A 19,356-nucleotide genomic window follows, 5' to 3' on the forward strand; every position below is an offset into this window, starting at 1 on the left:
CGCGCCCCCCCCCCCAACACTAACTATCCCAACCACACGTATGGCCAGACTCCACCTCAGACACACCCCCCCCCACCTCCTCCCGGCCGCCCCCGCCGCCCCGTGGATTTCCTCTGTCAGTTCAGAAGACCACGGCATCAGTACCAGTGGCGTCGGCCACCGACCGCGCGGCCGGTCGCTCCGAGCAGCCACAGAACAGCTCCGACCAGGAGCAGGACGATGCCGATCGTCCACAGGATCGAGATGTGCAGCAGGAACCCGAGAAGCAGCAGGATCAGTCCGAGGACCAGCATGGAACCTCCTTCAACTGGGCCGCCTCACGGTGGCGGCCGCGGGCTCCCGGTTCCCACTCCCGGCCCCCTGAACCTCCAACAGTCGTTTGACCAGCAGGCATCCGGCCAGGCCGATCGCGATGAACAACCACACCGTCGCGAACGCGATCCGGTAGCCGTGCGTCAGTGCGGTCGGAGCGCTACCCGACGTGTTCGCGGTAGCCACGGCGGAGACGGCCGCGACGCCGACCGCGCCACCGATCTGGAAGCTGGCGTTCTGGAGTCCGGAGGCGACTCCAGCGTCCTCGCCGGCGACGTCGCTGAGCGAGGCGATCGAACCTGCGACCGAGCCGGCACCCAGTCCGGCGCCGAAGATCGTCAGACCCCAGAAGGCCAGCTCGAAGTACCCGGAGTCCACGGTCAGTCGAGTCATCAGCGTCGTACCGACTCCTGCGATCAGTAAGGACACAAAGGCGACCAGGCGCGGTCCGACGCGCGTGACGAGGTGCTGGCCGACCATGGACCCCACGACCGCTGCTGCCGCGAGTACTGCGGACATCAGGCCGTAGCGGATCGCGGACGCACCTAGAGCGAGCTGGGCGTACTGCGTGTACACGAAGTTGAGTCCGAACGCAGCCAGGCCCCAGGCGATCGTGATGAGGTTCCCGCCGACCAGCGTGCGCGATCGGAAGATTCGAAGCGGCACGAGGGGTGCTGCGGATCGCTTCTCTACAAGGACGAATAGAGCGAAGAGAACAGCCGAGAGCAGAGCTAGAAGAGCCGTCCGCATCGCTGACGACTCTGGTGCCTCGATGACGGCGTACACGAGGACGATGAGCGCAGCGGTGACAGTGGCGGCGCCTGCGAGGTCGAAACCGCGGCGTCCGGGTCCGCGGCTGTCGAGCAGCAGTACGGGCGCCAGTACGACGACAAGGAGGCAGACCGGCACATTGATGAAGAAGATCCACTGCCAGCCGAGTCCGTCCGTGACCGGGCCGCCGACGAGCGAACCCGCCGTACCGCCGACCCCACTGGTCGCACCCCAGATCCCCAACGCCTTGTTGCGATCCGGTCCGGACGGGAACGTGGTCATCACGATCGACAGCGCGCTGGGCGCGAGTACGGCGGCCGCGGCGCCCTGCAGGCCGCGCGCGAGGACGAGAGCGTCACCACTCCACGCGAAGCCGCACAGCAGGGAGGACCCCGCGAAGAGCAGCAGTCCGGTGATGAAGACCCGTCGACGCCCCAGGAGGTCGGAGATCCGGCCGCCGAGCAGCAGCAGGCCACCGAACATCAGCGCGTACCCACTCGGCACCCACTGCACGCCACCGGTCGAGAACGTCAGCTCCCGCTCGATCGACGGTACGGCGACCAGCACGATCGAAGCGTCCAGGATGATCATGAACCCGGTCAGGCAGAGCAACGCCAGCGCGAGCCAGCGCTTCGATTCCGAAACCATCAGCCATCTCCAGTACGCCGGGACGCCCCGGCTGAGCGTCACTCGCCGGAGACGTCGGCGCCGACCTGGTGTACTTCGACATTCCGGAACTGTCGAAGTACGCCGGGTCTGTTTCGACGTACCTGTTAACTGGAGGTCACCGCGGCCTCCACTGGGGACAGGATGGTGTCTGTGAAGTACATGCTGCTGATCTACAGCAACCCCGAGAGCTGGGCGAGCCTGTCGGCCGAGCAACGCGACGGGCTGGTCGAGGCGCACGAGACGCTGTCCAGGGAGCTGACCGAACAAGGCCTGCTGGTCAGCGCGGCCGGTCTGGCCGACCCGATCACCACGCGGACCGTGCAGGTGCGGGACGACACCGCGACCACCACCGACGGGCCGTACGCCGAGGCGAAGGAACACCTGGCCGGCTTCTACCTGGTCGAGTGCGAGAACATCGACCAGGCGATCGGGTACGCCGCCCGGATGCCCGACGCGGAGTACGTCGCCGTGGAGGTGCGACCTGTGATGGACATGTCCGGGCTGGAAATGTGAGTAACTTCGACCTGCTGCTCCGGGAGCAGGCGCCGCAGGTGCTGAGTGCGCTGGTCCGGCACTACGGCCACTTCGACCTGGCCGAGGAAGCGGTCCAGGAGGCGCTGCTGGCGGCCGCGCAGCAGTGGCCGTCCGAGGGCGTGCCGGACAACCCGCGGGGCTGGCTGATCCGGGTCGGGTCGCGGCGGCTGACCGATCTGCTCCGCAGCGAGTCCGCGCGGCGGCGCCGGGAGGAGAACGCCGCGCAGCTCGCCGCTCCGGAGGAGTTCGTTGCCTCCGGCCCGGAGATCGACGATCCCGGCGGCCGGGACGACACGCTGACGTTGCTGTTCCTCTGCTGCCATCCGGCCCTGTCGCCGGCGTCCCAGATCGCGCTGACGCTGCGCGCGGTCGGTGGCCTCAGTACCGCGCAGATCGCGGCCGCGTTCCTGGTGCCGGAGGCAACCATGGCGCAGCGGATCAGCCGGGCGAAGCGGAGTATCAAGCAGGCGGGTAGTTCGTTCGAGATGCCGCCCGAGGCGGACCGGGACGAGCGGATGGGCGCCGTACTGCATGTGCTCTACCTGATCTTCAACGAGGGCTACACGGCGTCGTCCGGTACGTCGCTGCACAGTGCGGAGCTCACCACCGAGGCGATCCGGCTGGTGCGCGGCGTACGGAAGCTGCTGCCGGACGACGGTGAGGTGGCCGGACTGCTGGCGCTGATGCTGCTCACCGATGCGCGACGGCCGGCGCGGACCGGGGCTGACGGGACACTGATACCGCTGTCCGAGCAGGACAGAACCCTGTGGAACAAGACGCTGATCGTCGAGGGCGAGGCATTGGTGTCCGATGCGCTGTCCCGAACGCAGCTGGGTCCGTACCAGGTGCAGGCCGCGATCGCAGCGGTGCACGACACGGCTGCGCGCGCCGACGACACCGACTGGCGGCAGATCGTCGCGCTGTACGACGTACTCGAGCAGCTGGTCGACAACCCGATGGTGAAGCTCAACCACGCAGTCGCTGTCGGTATGGCGGTCGGACCGAAGGAGGGCCTCGCCGTGCTTGAGCCACTCGAGTCGGACGACCGCATGAACCATCGGCTGGAGGCTGTCCGCGCGCATCTGCTCGAGATGTCCGGGGACACCGCCGCTGCGCGCGAGAGCTACCTGCTGGCGGCCCGGCGTACGACGAGTGTGCCGGAGCGGAACTACCTGCAGTCGAAGGCGGACCGCCTGGACTGAAGTCGCGCTGGACCTCTGGATGTGTCAGGTTGGACGAGTGGATCTCACCAGGGCGTCACTCCTCCGGGAGATGCTGAGCGGCACCGAACTGGGTAGCCGCACCACCGAGTTCGGCTATGCGCTGCGGCGGTTCACCACCAGGCGCAGCGGCCTGATGCTGTTCGGGCCGGTCGACGAAGAGCCCTGGCACCTGACCGCGCACCTGGACGACGAACTGCACCGCGCCGGCGTGGAGGACATGCGACCGTCCCTGGTCCGCTGGGCGCCACCACCGGATGCCCCGCCACACTTGGCGATTGGTCTGGACCGCCTACGGGACGCAGGTCGTGGTGAGTCCCTGCTGGTCGTGGCCGAAGAGAATCCGGCCACCACACTGCTCGAGCGGATCAACGACGTACGACGCCGCGGTACGACGATCTTCAGCATCGGGAACGGGGACCAGGAGCTGGCGTCACTCAGCCACGAGACGCTCGTCCCCGAGCTGCTGGTGCCGGACGGGTTCGGGTGGACGAGCCGGCCGATCGAGTACGACCACGACGAGCCGCAGTCGGCGCTGACCGAGGTGGAACCGCAGATCGCCGAGGGTTTCGAGACAGCGCAGCACCTGGTCAGCCTCGCCGCCGCGGACGAGGAGGCAGGCCGCTCCGGCTGGCGCAGCCGGCTGCGGAACGCCATCGAGCGACTTGGCGGAGAGCCGGCCTAGGCGTCCAGGTACAAGGCGGCGAGCCGCGGCAGGTGGGACTCGAGATCGTCCGAGTCGTCGAAGTCGATCTCGTTGCCTGCGGGCAGATCCGGCGTGTCCGGCGCGTCCGCGTCGACCGCTTTCCAGTACGCCGCCGCGTCCCCGGTCACGTTCTTGTACGCGTGACTCCCGACGTGCAGGATCCCTTCGCCGTCGAACCCCTCGAAGCCCTCCGGCCGGTCCTCGTCCACCACGTCGGCGAGCGAGTCCGGGTCGGTCAGCGCGGCGTCCCACACCTCCCGGCCCTGGGCGATCAGCCAGCCACGGAACGAGTCGAACCCGTCCTCCGAGGCACCGGAGTTGATCAGGTACGCCGCCGCCCAGAGATCCCACCGGTACGACTCGACCTGCAGCCGCGCCAGCTCGACCCCGAACCCGGCGATCTCCCCGGTCGCGGCCAGTCCGAGCACCTTGGTCAACGCGTCCGCCACCCCGTCCGGATCCGCCACGGTGTCGTCCACCGTGGCCCGCGCATCCTCGACCAGCCCCCAGAAACCATCCCTGTCCACCCCCAAACCATCTCACCGACCCCGGGACAGCGGGAGCGCTGATCCGCAACGAATTAGGTGCGGTCGGCGAACTCCCGGAGTACTGGTGCGAGGGTTGTTGGTTCGGTGCTGTGGTTCTCGCCGGGGATGGCTTTGAGGGTGGCGGTCGGGAGGTGGGCGGCTATGGCCTGCGCGCCTGATGAGAGGGCGGGCCAGGTCTGGTCGCCGTGCAGGACCAGGACGGGGACCTTGACACCGGCCCAGCGGTCTTCCGGCAACGGGTTGCCGGACATGGTCGTGCCCATGATGCGGCCGTCGTACGCGATCGTGTGGGCGATCTCCTCGACGGGCGCCCAGTACGGCGACTGCTTCATCCCGGCGACTGCCTCGGTGGGCAGGCCGGCGGCTGCGGTCATGAACAGCTCGGCGGCGCGGTCGCGACGGCCTTCGGCGACGAACGCATCGAGCTGCTCGACGTAGTCAGCCGGCAGTGGCGGCCGGACGTCGTCCACAACAACCGGCGGCTCGAACAGCACCAGCCCGGCGATCGGCAGCCCGGCGGCCGCGGCGTCCAGCGCCAGCAGGGCACCCGACGACCAGCCGAACACGATGGCCGGCTGCCCAGCGTCCGCGATCAGTGCCTCGATGTCCTCGATCTCCCGCTGGATCGCGTACGGCGCGGTGTCGCCGCTCGCGCCCCGCCCGCGCCGGTCGTACACGGAGGTCCGGAACGAGTCGCTCAGCAGCTTCCCGACCTCGGCGTTCGCCGGGTTGACGGCGCGGTGCGCGGTCGCCCCGTCGACCAGGATCAGCGGCCGGCCGGCGCCGTACGCGTCGAAGGCGATCGTCGTGCCGTCGGTGGATGTCACGGTGCTCATGATGGTTTTCCCTCCCTGAAGAACTAGACCGTACAGTACTCAACGGAGAACTGGACTGTCTAGTATGATTTCCGGATCCGACCGGAGGAGGGCTTCGTGGAGCAGCTGGAGACCGAGGGCCGGACGCCGCGCAAGCGCCGCGCGATCCTGGCCGCCGCGACCGAGGTGTTCCTGCAGCACGGGTACCTCGGCGCGAGCATGGACGAAGTGGCCGCGCGGGCCGGCGTCTCCAAACAGACCGTCTACAAGCAGTTCGAGAACAAGGAACGGCTGTTCGCCGAGATCGTCCTCGGCACCAGCGACCAGCTGATCGACGGCCTGCTCCAGGCGTACGTCGACACTCTCGACGGAGCCGACGACGCCCGGGAAGCCCTGCGTGCGTTGGCGTATCGCCTGCTCCAGAGCCTCACCGCCGACAGCGTTCTGCAGCTCCGCCGGCTCGTGATCGCGGAGGCGGACCGGTTTCCCGAGGTGTGCGGCGCCTGGTTCACCAGCGGTTTCGAGAAGTCCCTCGACGCGCTCGGGCAGGCGTTGGCGAAACTGAGTGACCGCGGTCTGCTCAAGGAGCTCGATGACCCGACGCTGGCGGCGTACCAGTTCGCCGGTCTGGTGATGTACAAGCCGATGAACCGGGCGATGTTCGCGGGCACCCGGCAGCGGCCGAAGCCGGACGAGCTGGACAAGCTCGCGGACCGGGCGACCGACGTGTTCCTCGCCGCCTACGGAGCTTGATCGCTACTGGTCGTCCACGGCGGACGGGGGCCGCTTCGCTCTCGACGGACGGGTGATGTGCAGATGGATGCGCCAGCCCGCCCAGGCGAACAGGCCGACCGGAATCGGCAGCCAGAAGGAGAACAGCCGATACAGCAGCGTCCCGATGAGCGCGGTGTCCGCGCTGACTCCGATCAGGACCAGTAGCGCGGTGAGACCGGCGTCGACGAAGCCGAGGCCGCCTGGCGTGATCGGGATCATCGCGAGCGCCTGAGCGACGACGTACGCCAGCAGCACCATGGACGGGCGGGCATGCGCATGGAGCGCGGCGAGCGCCGCGACGAGGGCGGCGTAGTCGAACATCCGGTTCGCGGCCGCCGACAGGGCCGCACCCCACCAATGGCCTTCGAAGGCCGCGGCCACGCGATCTCGCTGTGCGACCAGAGCAGCGGCGCAGCTGTCGGCGGTCACGCTCCGCTTGAGCACGTGGACGACGCGGCCGATCCCACGACCGACCAGTACGACGAACCGTTCCCAGGTCAGCGCGGTGAGCCCGAGGCCGACGATGACGATCGCCATGATCAGCGAGACCAGGACACCGAGCTCCAGTTGCTTCGCCGGCGGCGGGCCGATCAGTACGGCGGGCACCGTGAGGACCGGCAACAGCAGCAGCACGCCGGTCGTGATCAGGCCCATCGCGGTCAAGGCGGAGGTGACGACTGCCGCCGGCTGTCCGGCCTGGATCAGGAGTTTGCCTTGCAGGACTCCGCCGGTGGCCGGGCCGCCGGGGACGACCTTGGCGGCGGCGTTCCCGGCCAGTTGCGCCGTCGCGATCGTGCCCCACCCCGCGGGTGCCGGTGGCGGATCCTCGCTCGCGGGATGTGGGGCCAGAGCCAGTTTGGCGAGCCACCACAACGCGGCGAAGCTCAACGTTTCCAGGACGACGAGGACGGCGAACCACCACAGATCCACGTCCGCGAGGCGCGGCCAGGCACCGAAGAGGGACAGGATGCTCGGCGCGACGATGTACAGACCGACACCGGTGATGGCCAGGCCGACAGCGCGGCCGCCCCAACGCCGCACCAATCCCCCGAATCCCCCGCCAGCGACGCGCATCTCTCACCTCGCCCAGTGCACCACCCGCCTCGCCACCATACCGCGACCGGCTGAGCTCAGAGGGTGCCCCGGGTGGATGTCCGGACGACCAGCTCCGGTGTGAAGGTGACGCGCTGGTGCTCGTGGTCGGGGTTCGACGACTCGTCCAGCAGGAGTTCCGCGGCGGTGCGACCGAGCAACTGGCGCGGCTGACGCACCGATGTCAGCGGTACGGCGGCTGCCTCGGCGAACTCGATGTCGTCGTACCCGACGATCGCGAGATCCTCCGGGACGCGTAGCCCGAGGCTCACGCACTGTTGCAGCAGTCCCAGCGCCAGCAGGTCGTTCGCGCAGAACGCGGCGGTCGGCCGGCGGTCCGCGGGGAGGCCGGCGAGTCGTTGCCCGGCGCCCCTACCTTCGGCGACCGTGAGCGCGCCGGTGGTGAGCTCGACGAGATCCGTGGCGGGCTTGCCGGCTGTCCGGAGCGCGCGCCGGGCGCCGTCGCGCCGGTCGATGACCTGGCCGATGGTGTTCGGCCCGCCGACGTACGCGATCCGCTGGTGGCCGAGCTCGAGCAGATGCGCGATCGCGAGCTCCCCGCCGAGTACGTCGTTGACCGCGACCGAGCAGTGCTCCGCGTCGTCGATGGCCCGGTCCACCACGACCACCGGCGTACCGCGGGAGGGCAGTTTGCGCAGGCGGGACGAGTTCTGGTCGATCGGCGTGATCAGGATGCCCTGGACGCGCTGCTGCTCGAGCAGATCCAGGTACGCCGCCTCGCGGTCCGCGTCCTCGCTGCTGTTGCAGAGGAACACCGAGAGTCCGGCCGCGCGAGCAGCCTCCTCGACGCCCTTTGCGACGTCGGTGAAGAACGGGTTGCCGGCGTCGAGCATCAGGTAGGCGAGGATCCGGCTGGAACCGGCGCGCAACTGCCGGGCCGACTCGTTGCGCACGAAGCCGAGCGAGGCCATCGCCGCCTCGACCTTCGCCCGGGTCAGCGGACTGACCACCTCGGGCCGGTTCAGCACGTTCGAGACGGTGCCCAGGGAGACGCCGGCCGCGGCGGCGACCGCCTTCACGCCGGCCGCGTGCGGCTTCGGGGCCCGGCGCCGCCGGGTCCGTTCGGGCAGGGCTTCGGCATCGTCCACGGACCCGAGACCTCCCTGCGCACTTGAAACGTCTTAGCTGCCGAAGAATACCCGGTGTCCGGCGAATCTCCGCAGCGCCGGTCCGGGATCGGCCGCAAAAGCTGGTCAGCCTCTTGACGGCTCAGGGGACTCGCACTTAGCGTCAGGGGACGTCGTTGAAACCTTTCATCGACTCCGCCCGCCCCAGGTAGAGGTGACGCAGTGAATCGTTATTGCTTCTGCCTGCAGGTTCGGCCCGACCGCCTCGACGAGTACGTCGACCGGCACCGTGACGTCTGGCCGGACATGCAGGCGGCGTTGCGCGACTCCGGCTGGCACAACTACTCGCTGTTCCTCCGCGCCGACGGCCTGCTGATCGGGTACGTCGAGTCCGCGGACCTGGAGGCGGCGCAGCAGGCGATGGCGGCGACCGAGGTGAACACCCGATGGCAGGCGCAGATGACGGACTTCTTCAGCGGAACCGACGGCCGGCCGCCGGACGAGTCGTTCCAGCTGCTGCCCGAGATCTTCCACCTGTCCGCACAAGCTTCCTGAAGGGGACTGACACCATGACGACCGAAGCCGTGAAGGCCGCCCTCAGCCGCCAGGAGATCGAGCTGCCCTCGTGGGCGTTCGGCAACTCGGGCACCCGGTTCAAGGTGTTCTCCCAGCCCGGCGTCCCGCGGTCGCCGGAGGAGAAGATCGCCGACGCGGCCGTGGTGCACAAGTACACCGGGGTGGCGCCGAGCGTCGCGCTGCACATCCCCTGGGACAAGGTGGACGACTACGCGGCGCTGTCGGCGTACGCGAAGGAGCAGGGTGTCCGGCTCGGGGCGATCAACAGCAACGTGTTCCAGGACGACGACTACAAGCTCGGCAGCGTCACGAACCCGGATCCCGCGGTCCGCCGGAAGGCCACCGACCACCTGCTCGAATGCGTCGACATCATGGACGCGACCGGGTCCCGCGACCTGAAGCTGTGGTTCTCCGACGGCACGAACTACCCGGGCCAGGACGACATCCAGGACCGCCAGGACCGGCTCGCGACCGCGCTGAAGGAGGTCTACGACCGGCTCGCTGACGACCAGCGGATGCTGCTGGAGTACAAGCTGTTCGAGCCGGCCTTCTACACCACGGACGTGCCGGACTGGGGTACGTCGTACGCGCACTGTCTCGAACTGGGGCCGAAGGCAACGGTCTGTATCGACACCGGGCACCACGCGCCGGGGACCAACATCGAGTTCATCGTGGCGTTCCTGCTGCGCACCAAGAAGCTCGGCGCGTTCGACTTCAACAGCCGGTTCTACGCCGACGACGACCTGATGGTCGGGGCGGCGGACCCGTTCCAGTTGTTCCGGATCATGAACGAGATCGTCCGCGGCGACGCGCTCGACCCGGACGCCGGGATCGCGTTCATGCTCGACCAGTGTCACAACATCGAGGAGAAGATCCCCGCGATCATCCGCTCGGTGATGAACGTCCAGGAGGCCACCGCCAAGGCGCTGCTGGTGGACCGGGACGCGCTGCGGAAGGCGCAGCAGGAAGGCGACGTCCTCGGTGCGAACGCGGCGCTGATGGATGCCTACAACACCGACGTCCGGCCGCTGCTCGCGGAGCTGCGCGAGTCCCAGGGCATGGACGCCGACCCGATCGCCGCGTACAAGCGCAGCGGCTACTTCGACCAGATCACCAAGGACCGTGCCGACGGTCAGCAAGCCGGATGGGGAGCCTGAACAGAGATGACCGACACGTCAGCCGAGCTCGTTGCGCGTAGCAACCGACTGGGTGCCGATCCACGCAACACCAACTACGCCGGCGGCAACACGTCGGCCAAGGGCACCGAGACCGACCCGGTCACGCAGCAGCCCGTGGACCTGGTGTGGGTGAAGGGTTCCGGCGGCGACCTCGGCACCCTGACGGCCAAGGGCCTGGCGGTACTGCGTCTCGACCGGCTGAACGCCCTGGTCGACTCCTACCCGGGCGTCGACCGCGAGGACGAGATGGTCGCCGCGTTCGACTACTGCCTGCACGGCAAGGGCGGCGCGGCGCCGTCGATCGACACGGCGATGCACGGGCTGGTCGACGCCCCTCATGTCGACCACCTGCACCCGGACTCCGGGATCGCACTGGCGACCGCGACGGACGGCGAGAAGCTCACCGCGGAGTGCTTCGGCGACCGCGTCGTGTGGGTCCCGTGGCGGCGCCCCGGCTTCCAGCTCGGACTCGACATCGCGGCCGTGAAGCGGGAGAACCCGCAGGCGATCGGCTGCATCCTCGGCGGCCACGGCATCACCGCGTGGGGCGACACGTCCGAGGAGTGCGAGGCGAACTCCCTCGACATCATCCGTACGGCGGAACGCTTCCTCGCCGAGCGTGGTGTCGCGGAGCCGTTCGGTGCCGTGGTGGCCGGCTTCGAACCGCTCGACCCGACGGAACGCCGCCTGAAGGCCGCTGCGCTGGCGCCGGTCATCCGCGGGCTGGCGTCGACCGACAAGCCGCAGGTGGGCCACTTCAACGACTCCGACGTCGTGCTCGAGTTCACCGCCCGGGAGAAGCTGGCCGAGTTGGCCGCGCTCGGCACGTCCTGCCCGGACCATTTCCTGCGCACCAAGGTCCGCCCGCTGGTCCTGGACCTTCCGGCCGCCGCGTCGATCGAGGACTCAGTCGCTCGGCTGAAGGAACTGCACGCCGCCTATCGCGAGGAGTATGCGGCGTACTACAACCGGCACGCCGAGGCGGACAGCCCGGCGATGCGGGGTGCGGATCCGGCGATCGTGCTCGTCCCGGGCGTCGGGATGTTCAGCTTCGGCAAGGACAAGCAGACCGCGCGGGTGGCCGGCGAGTTCTACGTGAACGCGATCAACGTGATGCGCGGAGCCGAGGCGGTGTCGACGTACGCACCGATCGACGAGCGGGAGAAGTTCCGGATCGAGTACTGGGCGCTCGAAGAGGCGAAGCTGCAGCGGATGCCGAAGCCGAAGCCGCTGGCCACCCGGGTCGCGTTCGTGACCGGTGGCGGGTCGGGTATCGGTAAGGCGATCGCGCAGCGGCTCGCGGCCGAGGGCGCGTGTGTCGTGGTCGCGGACCTGGACCAGGCGGCGGCCGAAGCGGTGGCCAAGGAGATCGGCTCGTCCGACGTGGCGGTCGCGGTCGGCGCGGACGTGTCGTCGGCGGACGCCGTCGAGGCGGCGCTGCGCGAGGCCGTGCTGGCGTTCGGCGGTGTCGACCTGATCGTCAACAACGCCGGGCTGTCGATCTCGAAGTCGTTGCTCGACACAACGGACCGCGACTGGGACCTGCAGCACGACGTGATGGCGAAGGGCTCGTTCCTGGTCTCGCGGGCGGCCGCGCGGATCCTGATCGACCAGGAGATGGGCGGCGACATCGTCTACATCTCCAGCAAGAACGCGGTCTTCGCGGGCCCGAACAACGTCGCGTACGGCGCCGCGAAGGCGGACCAGGCGCACCAGGTCCGGCTGCTCGCGGCCGAGCTCGGCGAGCACGGGATCCGGGTCAACGGCGTGAACCCCGACGGCGTCGTCCGTGGCTCCGGCATCTTCGCCGGTGGCTGGGGAGCGAAGCGGGCCGCGGTGTACGGCGTACCGGAGGAGGAGCTGGGTGCGTACTACGCGCGGCGGACGCTGCTGAAGCGCGAGGTGCTGCCGGAGAACGTCGCGGCCGCGGTGTTCGCGTTGACCGGTGGCGACCTCACCCACACGACCGGTCTGCACGTGCCTGTCGACGCCGGCGTGGCTGCCGCGTTCCTGCGGTAGGAGCGCGGCCGTGAAGCGGGTTGCCGCGGTGGACCTGGGTGCGTCGAGCGGGCGGGTGATGCTCGGCGAGGTAGGTCCGCACGTCCTCGAGTTGCGCGAGCTCAACCGGTTCTGGAACGGGCCGGTCCGGGTGCGTGGGACGCTGCACTGGGACGTCCTGCACCTGTACCGCTCGATCCTCGAAGGACTGCAGCTGGCCGGCTCGATCGACAGCCTCGGGATCGATTCCTGGGCTGTCGACTACGGACTGCTCGACGCGTCGGGCGGCCTGCTGGGCAACCCCGTGCACTACCGCGACTCCCGCACCGACGGCGTGATGGACCAGGTCCTGCAGAAGATCCCCGCAGCGGACCTGTACGCCGCGACGGGCCTGCAGCAACTCCCGTTCAACACCATCTACCAGCTCGCTACCGAGACGCTGGACTCTGCAGACAGCCTGTTGATGATCCCCGACCTCCTCAGCTACTGGATGACCGGAGAGATCGGCGTCGAGCGCACCAACGCCTCAACCACCCAGCTGTACGACGTTCGCTCGCGGGACTGGAGTGACGACCTGATTTCGCGGATGGGATTGCCGCGCCGACTGTTCCCGGAACTGCGGGAGCCCGGTGATGTCGTCGGCACTGTGCTCCCCGACGAGACCGGGTTGGCGCCGGAGATCTCGGTCATCGCGGTCGGATCGCATGACACGGCATCTGCCGTGGTCGCTGTGCCGGCAGAGGGGGAGCGGTTCGCGTACATCTCGTCCGGGACCTGGTCGCTCGTCGGGCTCGAGCTCGACGCGCCGGTGCTGACCGACGAGGCGCGGGCGGCGAACTTCACCAACGAAGGCGGCGTCGACGGACGGATCCGGTTCCTGCGGAACGTGATGGGGCTGTGGATCCTCCAGGAGTGCCAACGGGTCTGGGGCGACGACGACGTCACCGGTCTGTTGCGCGCCGCGGCCGAGGCGCCGCCGTTCGCGGTGCTGATCGACCCGGACGCTCCCGAATTCCTTGCTCCTGGCAACATGCCGGCCCGGATCGACGAGCACTGCCGAGCGACCGGGCAGGAGCCGCCGCGGTCCCGCGGTGCCGTGGTGCGGTGCATCCTGGAGAGTCTCGCGCTGGCGTACCGCCGTACCCTGCGGTCGGCGCAGGCGCTCGCGGACCGCGTGGTCGACGTACTGCACGTGATCGGTGGTGGATCGCAGAACGAGCTGCTGTGTCAGCTCACCGCCGACGCCTGCGGCGTACCTGTCCTGGCCGGACCCGTCGAGGCGTCCGCGCTCGGCAACGTTCTCGTCCAAGCTCGCGCCCTCGGCGAGCCGTTCCCGGATCTGCGCGCGATGCGTGCCCTGGTCCGGTCCACACATTCTCTGCGGCGCTACGACCCGCAGGGCAAACCGGCCGACTGGGACGCCGCCGAGTCCCGGATGTTCGGAACAAGGTGATTCGCATGACCGTCCTCCCCCAGGAACTCCGACCGCTCGCCCGCCGGGTACCGCCGCGCGAGATCAGCCACGACGACCTGCAGCTGCTCCGGCTGCTCGCCACCGGCCTCCCGGTCGACGGCGTCGCCCGCCGCCTCGACCTGTCCGAACGCACCGTCCGTCGCCGGACCCGCCTGATCTGTGACCGGCTCGGCTTCAGCACCGCCATCGAAGCCATCGTCTGGGCGGCCCGCCGCGGGCTCGTCTGAGGCAGGCGTTGGCTGCGGGGCGCCGGAAGCACGGCGTTTAGCGGGCGACGGCCTCCGGGTACCGGACGTTCTGATCATCGAGCCGAGGAGGACCGATGAACGGAATGACCATCGTCTGGATCGTCGTCGCCCTGGCCGTGCTGGTCATCGTGGTCGCGCTGATCGCCGGCACGATGTCGCGCAGGTCGCGGGATCGCGCCGAGCGGGCGGCGTACGAGCACGAGCAGCAGGCCCGCGCGAGCGCTGCGCAGGCCGAGAAACAGCAAGCCGTCGCCGACGAGGTGGACGCCCGGGCCCGCGAGGCGCAGGCGATCGCCGACGAGCAGGCGGCCGAGGCGCGCCGGCTGACCGCCGGTGCGAGCGAACGCCGCGAGGCCGCCGCGCAGTCGCGCGCGGAGTCCGAGGAACACCGCGACCGCGCGCAGAACCTGTGGCCGGACAACAGCCGCGAAGAGACCGCGGAATCGCCCGACCAGCCGCCGAACTGGGACGACGGCAGTCACCCGCACGACCCGCGGCACGCGCGGCAGTCGCGGGCTGACTAGATCAGGTACCTGAACTCGGGGGAGTTCGGGTTGATGCGCTCGATGTCCAGCGGCGTGGCGGCCATCCGGGCCAGCAGGCCCGGGAGGTCGTCGCGGCTGCTGATCTCCAGGCCGACCAGCGCGACACCGGTCTCGCGGTTGTTGCGCTTCACGTACTCGAAGAGCGTGATGTCGTCGTCCGGGCCGAGCGCGTCGTCGAGGAACGTGCGCAAGGCGCCGGGCTCCTGCGGGAACGTCACCAGGAAGTAGTGCTTGAGGCCTTCGTACACCAGCGATCGCTCGAGGATCTCGCCGTACCGGCTGACGTCGTTGTTGCCGCCGGAGAGCAGGCAGACGACGGTCTCGCCGGGGCGCACGTCGAGACCGTTGCCCAGGGCACTTGTCGACAAGGCGCCCGCGGGCTCCGCGATCAGCCCGTCGGTCTGGTAGAGCGCGAGCATCTCGGAGCAGACCAGACCCTCGGGCACGGACATCAGCTCGACACCGGCCCGCCGTACCAGCGGAAGGGGCACTTCACCAACGCGTCGTACGGCGGCACCGTCCACGAAACTGTCGAGCTGCGGCAACGTCACCGGCTCACCGGCCGCCAGCGCGGCCGCCATACTCGCCGCGCCACCGGGCTCGACGCCGACGATCCGTACGCCGGGATGCCGCTCGGCGATCCACGTTGCAACCCCCGCAACGAGACCGCCACCACCAACAGGGACGACGAGTACGTCGGGCGCGTGCCCGAGCTGCTCCACCAACTCGACGGCCACCGTCCCCTGCCCGGCCACAGTGCGCGGATCGTCGAACGCGGGCACCATCGTCGCCCCGGTCGCCGCACTCTCCGCGAGTGCCGCGGCGGCCGCGTCGTCGTACGTGTCGCCGGTGACGATCACCGTGATCTGCTTGCCGCCGAGCGCCGCGATCCGGTCCCGCTTCTGCCGCGGCGTCGTACGTGGGACGTAGACCTTGCCCCGGACGCCGAGGATGTGGCACGAATACGCCAACCCCTGACCATGGTTGCCAGCACTCGCGCAGACGACACCGGCGGCCTTGGCCGCGTCGTCCAGCTGGGCGATCAGGTTGTACGCGCCGCGCAGCTTGTAGGAACGCCCGATCTGCAGATCTTCGCGCTTCAGCCAGACCTGTGCGCCGGTGCGCTCGGAGAGCCGGAGGTTGCGCTGCAACGGGGTCCGGACGGCGACGCCGTCCAGGCGCTTGATGGCGGCCTCGATCGCCGCGGCGTCGACCCCGTCAACGAGCTCCGGAGGGGTTGGTCGAGCGCCTGAACTGCTGCCCTGCATGACGTTCCTTCCCGTGCATTTGCACGATCTTCGACGATTCGCTCGCTGCACAAGACGATTCGCGTCCAGAGTCCGGACCGGTGGATAGCTTTGCGTATCAGACTCTTGCACCATGCGTGAAAGGGTCCTTCACTGGGCAGTCTAGTTTTCATACGCTCACTCGGTGTAACGACCAGGGCCTTGGAAGAGATGAGCAGTTCAAAGCCGGTCTAGTGAGGACTGGAGGGCACAGATGGAACTGATTCCGTTCAGTCTGTGGGGAGACGCGTTGTGGTGTGGTCAGGAAGTCGTGCGGGAGGCCCCGCACGAGCAGGCGATCCGTAGCCTGTTCCCGGACCCCATCCCGGCGCGTGGCGCAGATCTGGACACCGAGGCGGACCTCGTCCCGGAACCGCACAACCGTTTCGACCCGCGGTCGATCGCCGTCCGGGTGCAGGGCAAGGTTGTCGGCTATCTGCCGAGGGACGACGCGCACCGGTACCACCCGGTGCTGTCAGGACTGGTGGCGCAAGGCCTGCGACCGCAGGTGCCGTGCCACTTGTGGGTGAGCGAATGGGAGCCGGCGGACTGGGACGGCAAGGGCACCCAGGGCACCGAGTTCCACGCGAACGTCGCGGTCGCCCTCGGGCAGCCGCACATGCTCGTCCCGGTGAATCTGCCCCCGCCAGGCAGTTTTCACCTGCTACCGCCCGGCAGCGGCATCGTCGTCCCGGGCAGCGAGGTGCATCCCGACGTCCTGGCGCCGTTCTTCCGCGCGGAGGGCGAGTGCTGGGCGTACGCCACCATGCACGCGATCGAGGAGGAGGACAGCATTCAGGACCGGCACCGGATCGTGGTCGAGATCCGGCTCGACGACGAACCCGTCGGCCGGCTCAGCCCGCGGCTGAGCGCCGAGTTCCTGCCGGCGATCCACTACCTGTCCGACATGCGTGCCGAGACCGCCGCCCGCGTCGCCGTGCGCGGCGACCGGATCGCATCGGAGGTGATCCTCTACGCGGCACGGAGTCACGACCTGCCGGCCACCTGGCCGGACGGCCTGGCCCGCTCCCCAGTCGCGTCCCCGCAATGGCACTACTGGGCCACCAAGGAAGCGAACTAAGGCGGCTGCGCAGTACTGACCATGCCTCACCAGGCCGGTACTGCGGAGCTACTTCGACGAGGACAGGCCGACCGTGTCGGCGCACGCGAGATCAGGCTTCGCGAGCGCCGGAGCGGTCGGCCTTTGTTGCATCCAGGCGGTGTTCCAGGCGTGGGTCGCGGGCTCCCGTCGACGTACTGTCCGGTCGTCCGGAACCGCCGGCCGGCGCGCCGGCGGCTGAGGCGACGCCCGACGAGGCGGCGGCCTGCGCGGTGTGGACGTCGACGGCCGGCGACACCAGCGGCTGGCCGGTCGGCGCCGGCGGATGCGCCATCCGGTCCACGGCCTCGATGCCGGCCTCGGCGATGTCGCCGCCGAGCCTGCGCGTCTCGTCCAGAGTCTGCTCGAACGGGCGTGACGGGAGCCCGGAGTGTCCGAAGAGGTCCCGGGTCGTGTTGTCGAGCATCCTGGCCTCGTTCTCCATCGCCAGTTGGATGCTGGAGATCGCGTTCTGGTGCTGCTCGGGCGGGATCATGGCCTGCGCCTGCGGCGACGACTCGAAGAGCATGGTCGCGGCGGTCCGGATCGGGGTGGTCTGCGGTCCTGCGCCGCCCGATTCCGACAGGATGTGCCGGGCGACGGCCGGGGCGCCGGGGCTGTTGCCGAGATGGTTGCCGAGGGCCTCGGTGAAGCCGACGGCCGCGACCTGCCGGACAGTGTCGCGGATGTCGGCGGGCTGGGGCTCGCCGGCCGCCCGCTGATCGAGAATCGCTCGGTCGGCGTCGGGGACCTTGCTGGACGCGATCATGTTGTCGACATCCTGTACGGCCACCTGCCTGGCCATTCCACGGACCAGGCCCACGTGCCGGAAGTCCCCGGCGTAGACGTCGGCCATGGCGTCGCAGACGGCGGATCGGAGCACAGCCGGGTCGGAGCCGTGGAAGCGGTTCGCGTCGTCGCGCAGCGGGCGCCCGGTGTAGTTCTGCACCATCCTGGACATCCGGTCCCACCACTGACCACGGGCGTCCGCCGCCTTCTGCTCGGCCGACCTGAACCCGAAGAGCCTTGCCACAACCATCTCCCTTACCTCCGCCGACCCTCTGGCGGGCGAACCTCGATCGTACGTCGGCCGGGGTTGACGTACTTTGGCCGTATGGCGAACGCAGCGGAGTGCCCGGTCTGTGGACAACAGGGAGTGCCGATCCTGTACGGCCTGCCCACGCAGGTGGCACGGGACGCGGCCGCGGCCGGCAAGGTTCGCTTGTTCGGCTGTGTGATCCCGCCGGAGCCCGACCAGTGGATGTGTGCGGAGCAGCACACCTGGCGCGGCAACGACGACCAGGCCCTGACCGCCGCCATCGACGCCGCTCTCCAGGACGCCAGGTGATCCAAGGCCACGTGATCCGAGCTTGGTGATCCGCGGCCGGTGAAGGATAGGCGGATGAGGCAACGGTGGAACCACAACATCCACTACCACCCGCGAATCCTCCAGGCCGTCCCGCCCGGCGCCGAGCGAGCGCTGGACATCGGCTGCGGCGAGGGCATGCTCGCGCGCGGGCTGCGCCGCGTCGTCCCCGAGGTCACGGGAATCGACCTCGATACGCCGAGCCTCGAGTTGGCGCGGGGATTCGGAGACGACATCCAGTACGTCGAGGGTGACTTCCTGCAGTACCCATTGGAGCCCGCGTCGTACGACGTGGTCGCGTCGGTCGCGACGCTGCACCATGTCGACGCGCGCGAAGGGCTGCTGCGGATGGCTGAGTTGCTGCGTCCCGGTGGAGTCCTGGCAGTGGTCGGACTCGCGCGCGAGACGCTGCCGAAGGATCTTCCGTACGCGATCGCGGGCGTCGCCGTCAGCCAGGCGCACCGAGCGGTCAAGGGCAACTGGCAACATCCCTCGCCGATGGTGTGGCCGCCGCCGGTGACATATCCGGAGATGCGGTCGCTGGCGAGCGACGTGCTCCCGGGGTCGACGTACCGTCGCCATCTGATGTTCCGCTACTCGATCACCTGGAGGAAGTGAGATGGTCGAGGTCGTCGTCCCCGATGCGGAACTGCTCGCGCGCGCCGTCCGCACCTTCCAGAACGGCGACGCCGACGTCGACTACCTGGACGCCGCCGGCACGCTGATCTTCGTTGCCACCGTGGACGACCAGGTCGCCGGCTGGTGCTGGGGATACCGGCTGCCGCGCCCCGACGGCGCGTCGATGCTCTACCTGCACAACCTCGCGGTCGTCGAATCCTTGCGCAGCCAGGGCATTGGGCGCTCTCTGGTGACCGCGTTCATCGGTGCGGGCCGGTCGGCCGGCGCGACGAAGATGTTTCTCATCACCGGCGCCGACAACGTCCCGGCCCGCAGGCTGTACGACGCCGGGTGTTGGGGGGGCGGCACCCAAAGCGCACCCAGAAACGACGGGTTGAGGGGGTATTAGGCGGGCGGAGGGTGTTGTTGGTTTGGGAAA

Annotated in this window: 22 protein-coding genes; 14 read left to right on the forward strand and 8 right to left on the reverse strand. The window is 69.2% G+C overall.

What is annotated here, in order from left to right; genetic code table 11:
* Nucleotides 1–137: 137 nt before the first annotated feature.
* Together ACWGID_RS16885 and ACWGID_RS16890 are read right to left on the reverse strand one after the other, a co-directional pair.
* Nucleotides 138–293, reverse strand: coding sequence for a DUF6131 family protein (locus ACWGID_RS16885; RefSeq protein WP_387767782.1), 156 nt, complete (start codon nucleotides 291–293; stop codon nucleotides 138–140).
* Nucleotides 294–303: 10 nt separating this feature from the next.
* Entirely contained in the window at nucleotides 304–1,731 is a 1,428-nt protein-coding gene (locus tag ACWGID_RS16890) for an MFS transporter (protein WP_452197435.1), read from the reverse strand.
* 180 nt (nucleotides 1,732–1,911) lie between these two features.
* On the opposite strand from ACWGID_RS16890, the gene ACWGID_RS16895 reads away from it, so the two are divergent.
* The 3 genes from ACWGID_RS16895 to ACWGID_RS16905 are packed head-to-tail and all read left to right on the forward strand — an operon-like array spanning nucleotide 1,912 to nucleotide 4,191.
* Complete coding sequence (locus ACWGID_RS16895; protein WP_452197833.1) at nucleotides 1,912–2,265, forward strand: YciI family protein; 354 nt, start codon at nucleotides 1,912–1,914, stop codon at nucleotides 2,263–2,265.
* On the forward strand, nucleotides 2,262–3,488 hold the full coding sequence (locus ACWGID_RS16900) for an RNA polymerase sigma factor (RefSeq protein ID WP_452197437.1): 1,227 nt from the start codon (nucleotides 2,262–2,264) through the stop codon (nucleotides 3,486–3,488). Before ACWGID_RS16895 ends, ACWGID_RS16900 begins: the two co-directional genes overlap by 4 nt.
* 37 nt (nucleotides 3,489–3,525) lie before the next feature.
* Nucleotides 3,526–4,191: a hypothetical protein gene (locus ACWGID_RS16905; RefSeq protein WP_452197439.1), complete on the forward strand. Its 666-nt coding sequence runs from the start codon at nucleotides 3,526–3,528 to the stop codon at nucleotides 4,189–4,191.
* Here the strand turns inward: ACWGID_RS16905 and ACWGID_RS16910 are convergent.
* The gene (locus tag ACWGID_RS16910; RefSeq protein ID WP_452197441.1) at nucleotides 4,188–4,739 is read right to left on the reverse strand and encodes a DUF4240 domain-containing protein; all 552 of its coding nucleotides are present in this window, start codon (nucleotides 4,737–4,739) and stop codon (nucleotides 4,188–4,190) included. The genes ACWGID_RS16905 and ACWGID_RS16910 overlap by 4 nt on opposite strands.
* Before the next feature lie 53 nt (nucleotides 4,740–4,792).
* Nucleotides 4,793–5,596, reverse strand: a complete 804-nt coding sequence (locus ACWGID_RS16915; protein WP_452197442.1) for an alpha/beta fold hydrolase — start codon at nucleotides 5,594–5,596, stop codon at nucleotides 4,793–4,795.
* Nucleotides 5,597–5,692: 96 nt separating this feature from the next.
* Between ACWGID_RS16915 and ACWGID_RS16920 the strand changes: the two genes are divergently transcribed.
* Nucleotides 5,693–6,328, forward strand: coding sequence for a TetR/AcrR family transcriptional regulator (locus ACWGID_RS16920; protein WP_452197444.1), 636 nt, complete (start codon nucleotides 5,693–5,695; stop codon nucleotides 6,326–6,328).
* A 3-nt stretch (nucleotides 6,329–6,331) separates the two neighbouring features.
* On the opposite strand, the gene ACWGID_RS16925 is transcribed toward ACWGID_RS16920, so the two are convergent.
* Nucleotides 6,332–7,423, reverse strand: a complete 1,092-nt coding sequence (locus ACWGID_RS16925; protein WP_452197446.1) for a lysylphosphatidylglycerol synthase transmembrane domain-containing protein — start codon at nucleotides 7,421–7,423, stop codon at nucleotides 6,332–6,334.
* Nucleotides 7,424–7,479: 56 nt separating this feature from the next.
* The gene (locus tag ACWGID_RS16930) at nucleotides 7,480–8,550 is read right to left on the reverse strand and encodes a LacI family DNA-binding transcriptional regulator (protein ID WP_452197448.1); all 1,071 of its coding nucleotides are present in this window, start codon (nucleotides 8,548–8,550) and stop codon (nucleotides 7,480–7,482) included.
* A gap of 201 nt (nucleotides 8,551–8,751) precedes the next feature.
* Here ACWGID_RS16930 and ACWGID_RS16935 point away from each other — a divergent pair, with 201 nt between their 5' ends.
* From ACWGID_RS16935 to ACWGID_RS16960, 6 genes are all read left to right on the forward strand, one after another.
* Entirely contained in the window at nucleotides 8,752–9,084 is a 333-nt protein-coding gene (locus tag ACWGID_RS16935; protein WP_452197449.1) for an L-rhamnose mutarotase, read from the forward strand.
* Between the two features lie 14 nt (nucleotides 9,085–9,098).
* Nucleotides 9,099–10,262, forward strand: a complete 1,164-nt coding sequence (gene rhaI / locus ACWGID_RS16940; RefSeq protein ID WP_452197451.1) for an L-rhamnose isomerase — start codon at nucleotides 9,099–9,101, stop codon at nucleotides 10,260–10,262.
* Nucleotides 10,263–10,268: 6 nt separating this feature from the next.
* Nucleotides 10,269–12,302 carry a bifunctional aldolase/short-chain dehydrogenase gene (locus tag ACWGID_RS16945; RefSeq protein ID WP_452197452.1) on the forward strand — a complete coding sequence of 678 codons (2,034 nt, stop codon included), beginning with the start codon at nucleotides 10,269–10,271 and terminating at the stop codon, nucleotides 12,300–12,302.
* A 10-nt stretch (nucleotides 12,303–12,312) separates the two neighbouring features.
* The gene (locus ACWGID_RS16950) at nucleotides 12,313–13,734 is read left to right on the forward strand and encodes a rhamnulokinase (RefSeq protein WP_452197454.1); all 1,422 of its coding nucleotides are present in this window, start codon (nucleotides 12,313–12,315) and stop codon (nucleotides 13,732–13,734) included.
* Between the two features lie 5 nt (nucleotides 13,735–13,739).
* Nucleotides 13,740–13,982: a LuxR C-terminal-related transcriptional regulator gene (locus tag ACWGID_RS16955; RefSeq protein ID WP_130386717.1), complete on the forward strand. Its 243-nt coding sequence runs from the start codon at nucleotides 13,740–13,742 to the stop codon at nucleotides 13,980–13,982.
* A gap of 95 nt (nucleotides 13,983–14,077) precedes the next feature.
* Nucleotides 14,078–14,527, forward strand: a complete 450-nt coding sequence (locus tag ACWGID_RS16960; protein WP_452197456.1) for a hypothetical protein — start codon at nucleotides 14,078–14,080, stop codon at nucleotides 14,525–14,527.
* On the opposite strand, the gene ilvA is transcribed toward ACWGID_RS16960, so the two are convergent.
* On the reverse strand, nucleotides 14,524–15,816 hold the full coding sequence (gene ilvA / locus ACWGID_RS16965) for a threonine ammonia-lyase IlvA (protein ID WP_452197458.1): 1,293 nt from the start codon (nucleotides 15,814–15,816) through the stop codon (nucleotides 14,524–14,526). The genes ACWGID_RS16960 and ilvA overlap by 4 nt on opposite strands.
* 232 nt (nucleotides 15,817–16,048) lie before the next feature.
* On the opposite strand from ilvA, the gene ACWGID_RS16970 reads away from it, so the two are divergent.
* Nucleotides 16,049–16,915 carry an HIRAN domain-containing protein gene (locus ACWGID_RS16970; protein WP_452197460.1) on the forward strand — a complete coding sequence of 289 codons (867 nt, stop codon included), beginning with the start codon at nucleotides 16,049–16,051 and terminating at the stop codon, nucleotides 16,913–16,915.
* A gap of 91 nt (nucleotides 16,916–17,006) precedes the next feature.
* Here the strand turns inward: ACWGID_RS16970 and ACWGID_RS16975 are convergent, their stop codons facing one another.
* Entirely contained in the window at nucleotides 17,007–17,966 is a 960-nt protein-coding gene (locus ACWGID_RS16975; RefSeq protein WP_452197462.1) for a hypothetical protein, read from the reverse strand.
* 81 nt (nucleotides 17,967–18,047) lie between these two features.
* Between ACWGID_RS16975 and ACWGID_RS16980 the strand changes: the two genes are divergently transcribed.
* The 3 genes from ACWGID_RS16980 to ACWGID_RS16990 are packed head-to-tail and all read left to right on the forward strand — an operon-like array spanning nucleotide 18,048 to nucleotide 19,326.
* Nucleotides 18,048–18,281 (forward strand): hypothetical protein, encoded by a 234-nt coding sequence (locus ACWGID_RS16980; RefSeq protein WP_452197463.1) that lies wholly within the window; start codon nucleotides 18,048–18,050, stop codon nucleotides 18,279–18,281.
* Nucleotides 18,282–18,335: 54 nt separating this feature from the next.
* Entirely contained in the window at nucleotides 18,336–18,917 is a 582-nt protein-coding gene (locus ACWGID_RS16985; protein ID WP_452197465.1) for a class I SAM-dependent methyltransferase, read from the forward strand.
* A 1-nt stretch (nucleotide 18,918) separates the two neighbouring features.
* On the forward strand, nucleotides 18,919–19,326 hold the full coding sequence (locus ACWGID_RS16990) for an N-acetyltransferase family protein (protein WP_452197467.1): 408 nt from the start codon (nucleotides 18,919–18,921) through the stop codon (nucleotides 19,324–19,326).
* Nucleotides 19,327–19,356: the final 30 nt, after the last annotated feature.

The organism is Kribbella sp. NPDC054772, from assembly GCF_053611945.1.

What these genes read in the sequence shown, in the direction of transcription:
- ACWGID_RS16985 (WP_452197465.1), top strand. Translation starts at nt 18,336, where the DNA reads ATGAGGCAACGGTGGAACCACAACATCCACTACCACCCGCGAATCCTC.
- ACWGID_RS16960 (WP_452197456.1), top strand. Translation starts at nt 14,078, where the DNA reads ATGAACGGAATGACCATCGTCTGGATCGTCGTCGCCCTGGCCGTGCTG.
- ACWGID_RS16970 (WP_452197460.1), top strand. Translation starts at nt 16,049, where the DNA reads ATGGAACTGATTCCGTTCAGTCTGTGGGGAGACGCGTTGTGGTGTGGT.
- rhaI (WP_452197451.1), top strand. Translation starts at nt 9,099, where the DNA reads ATGACGACCGAAGCCGTGAAGGCCGCCCTCAGCCGCCAGGAGATCGAG.
- ACWGID_RS16890 (WP_452197435.1), bottom strand. Translation starts at nt 1,731, where the DNA reads ATGGTTTCGGAATCGAAGCGCTGGCTCGCGCTGGCGTTGCTCTGCCTG.
- ACWGID_RS16955 (WP_130386717.1), top strand. Translation starts at nt 13,740, where the DNA reads ATGACCGTCCTCCCCCAGGAACTCCGACCGCTCGCCCGCCGGGTACCG.
- ACWGID_RS16915 (WP_452197442.1), bottom strand. Translation starts at nt 5,596, where the DNA reads ATGAGCACCGTGACATCCACCGACGGCACGACGATCGCCTTCGACGCG.
- ACWGID_RS16885 (WP_387767782.1), bottom strand. Translation starts at nt 293, where the DNA reads ATGCTGGTCCTCGGACTGATCCTGCTGCTTCTCGGGTTCCTGCTGCAC.
- ACWGID_RS16945 (WP_452197452.1), top strand. Translation starts at nt 10,269, where the DNA reads ATGACCGACACGTCAGCCGAGCTCGTTGCGCGTAGCAACCGACTGGGT.
- ACWGID_RS16895 (WP_452197833.1), top strand. Translation starts at nt 1,912, where the DNA reads ATGCTGCTGATCTACAGCAACCCCGAGAGCTGGGCGAGCCTGTCGGCC.
- ACWGID_RS16925 (WP_452197446.1), bottom strand. Translation starts at nt 7,423, where the DNA reads ATGCGCGTCGCTGGCGGGGGATTCGGGGGATTGGTGCGGCGTTGGGGC.
- ACWGID_RS16990 (WP_452197467.1), top strand. Translation starts at nt 18,919, where the DNA reads ATGGTCGAGGTCGTCGTCCCCGATGCGGAACTGCTCGCGCGCGCCGTC.
- ilvA (WP_452197458.1), bottom strand. Translation starts at nt 15,816, where the DNA reads ATGCAGGGCAGCAGTTCAGGCGCTCGACCAACCCCTCCGGAGCTCGTT.
- ACWGID_RS16980 (WP_452197463.1), top strand. Translation starts at nt 18,048, where the DNA reads ATGGCGAACGCAGCGGAGTGCCCGGTCTGTGGACAACAGGGAGTGCCG.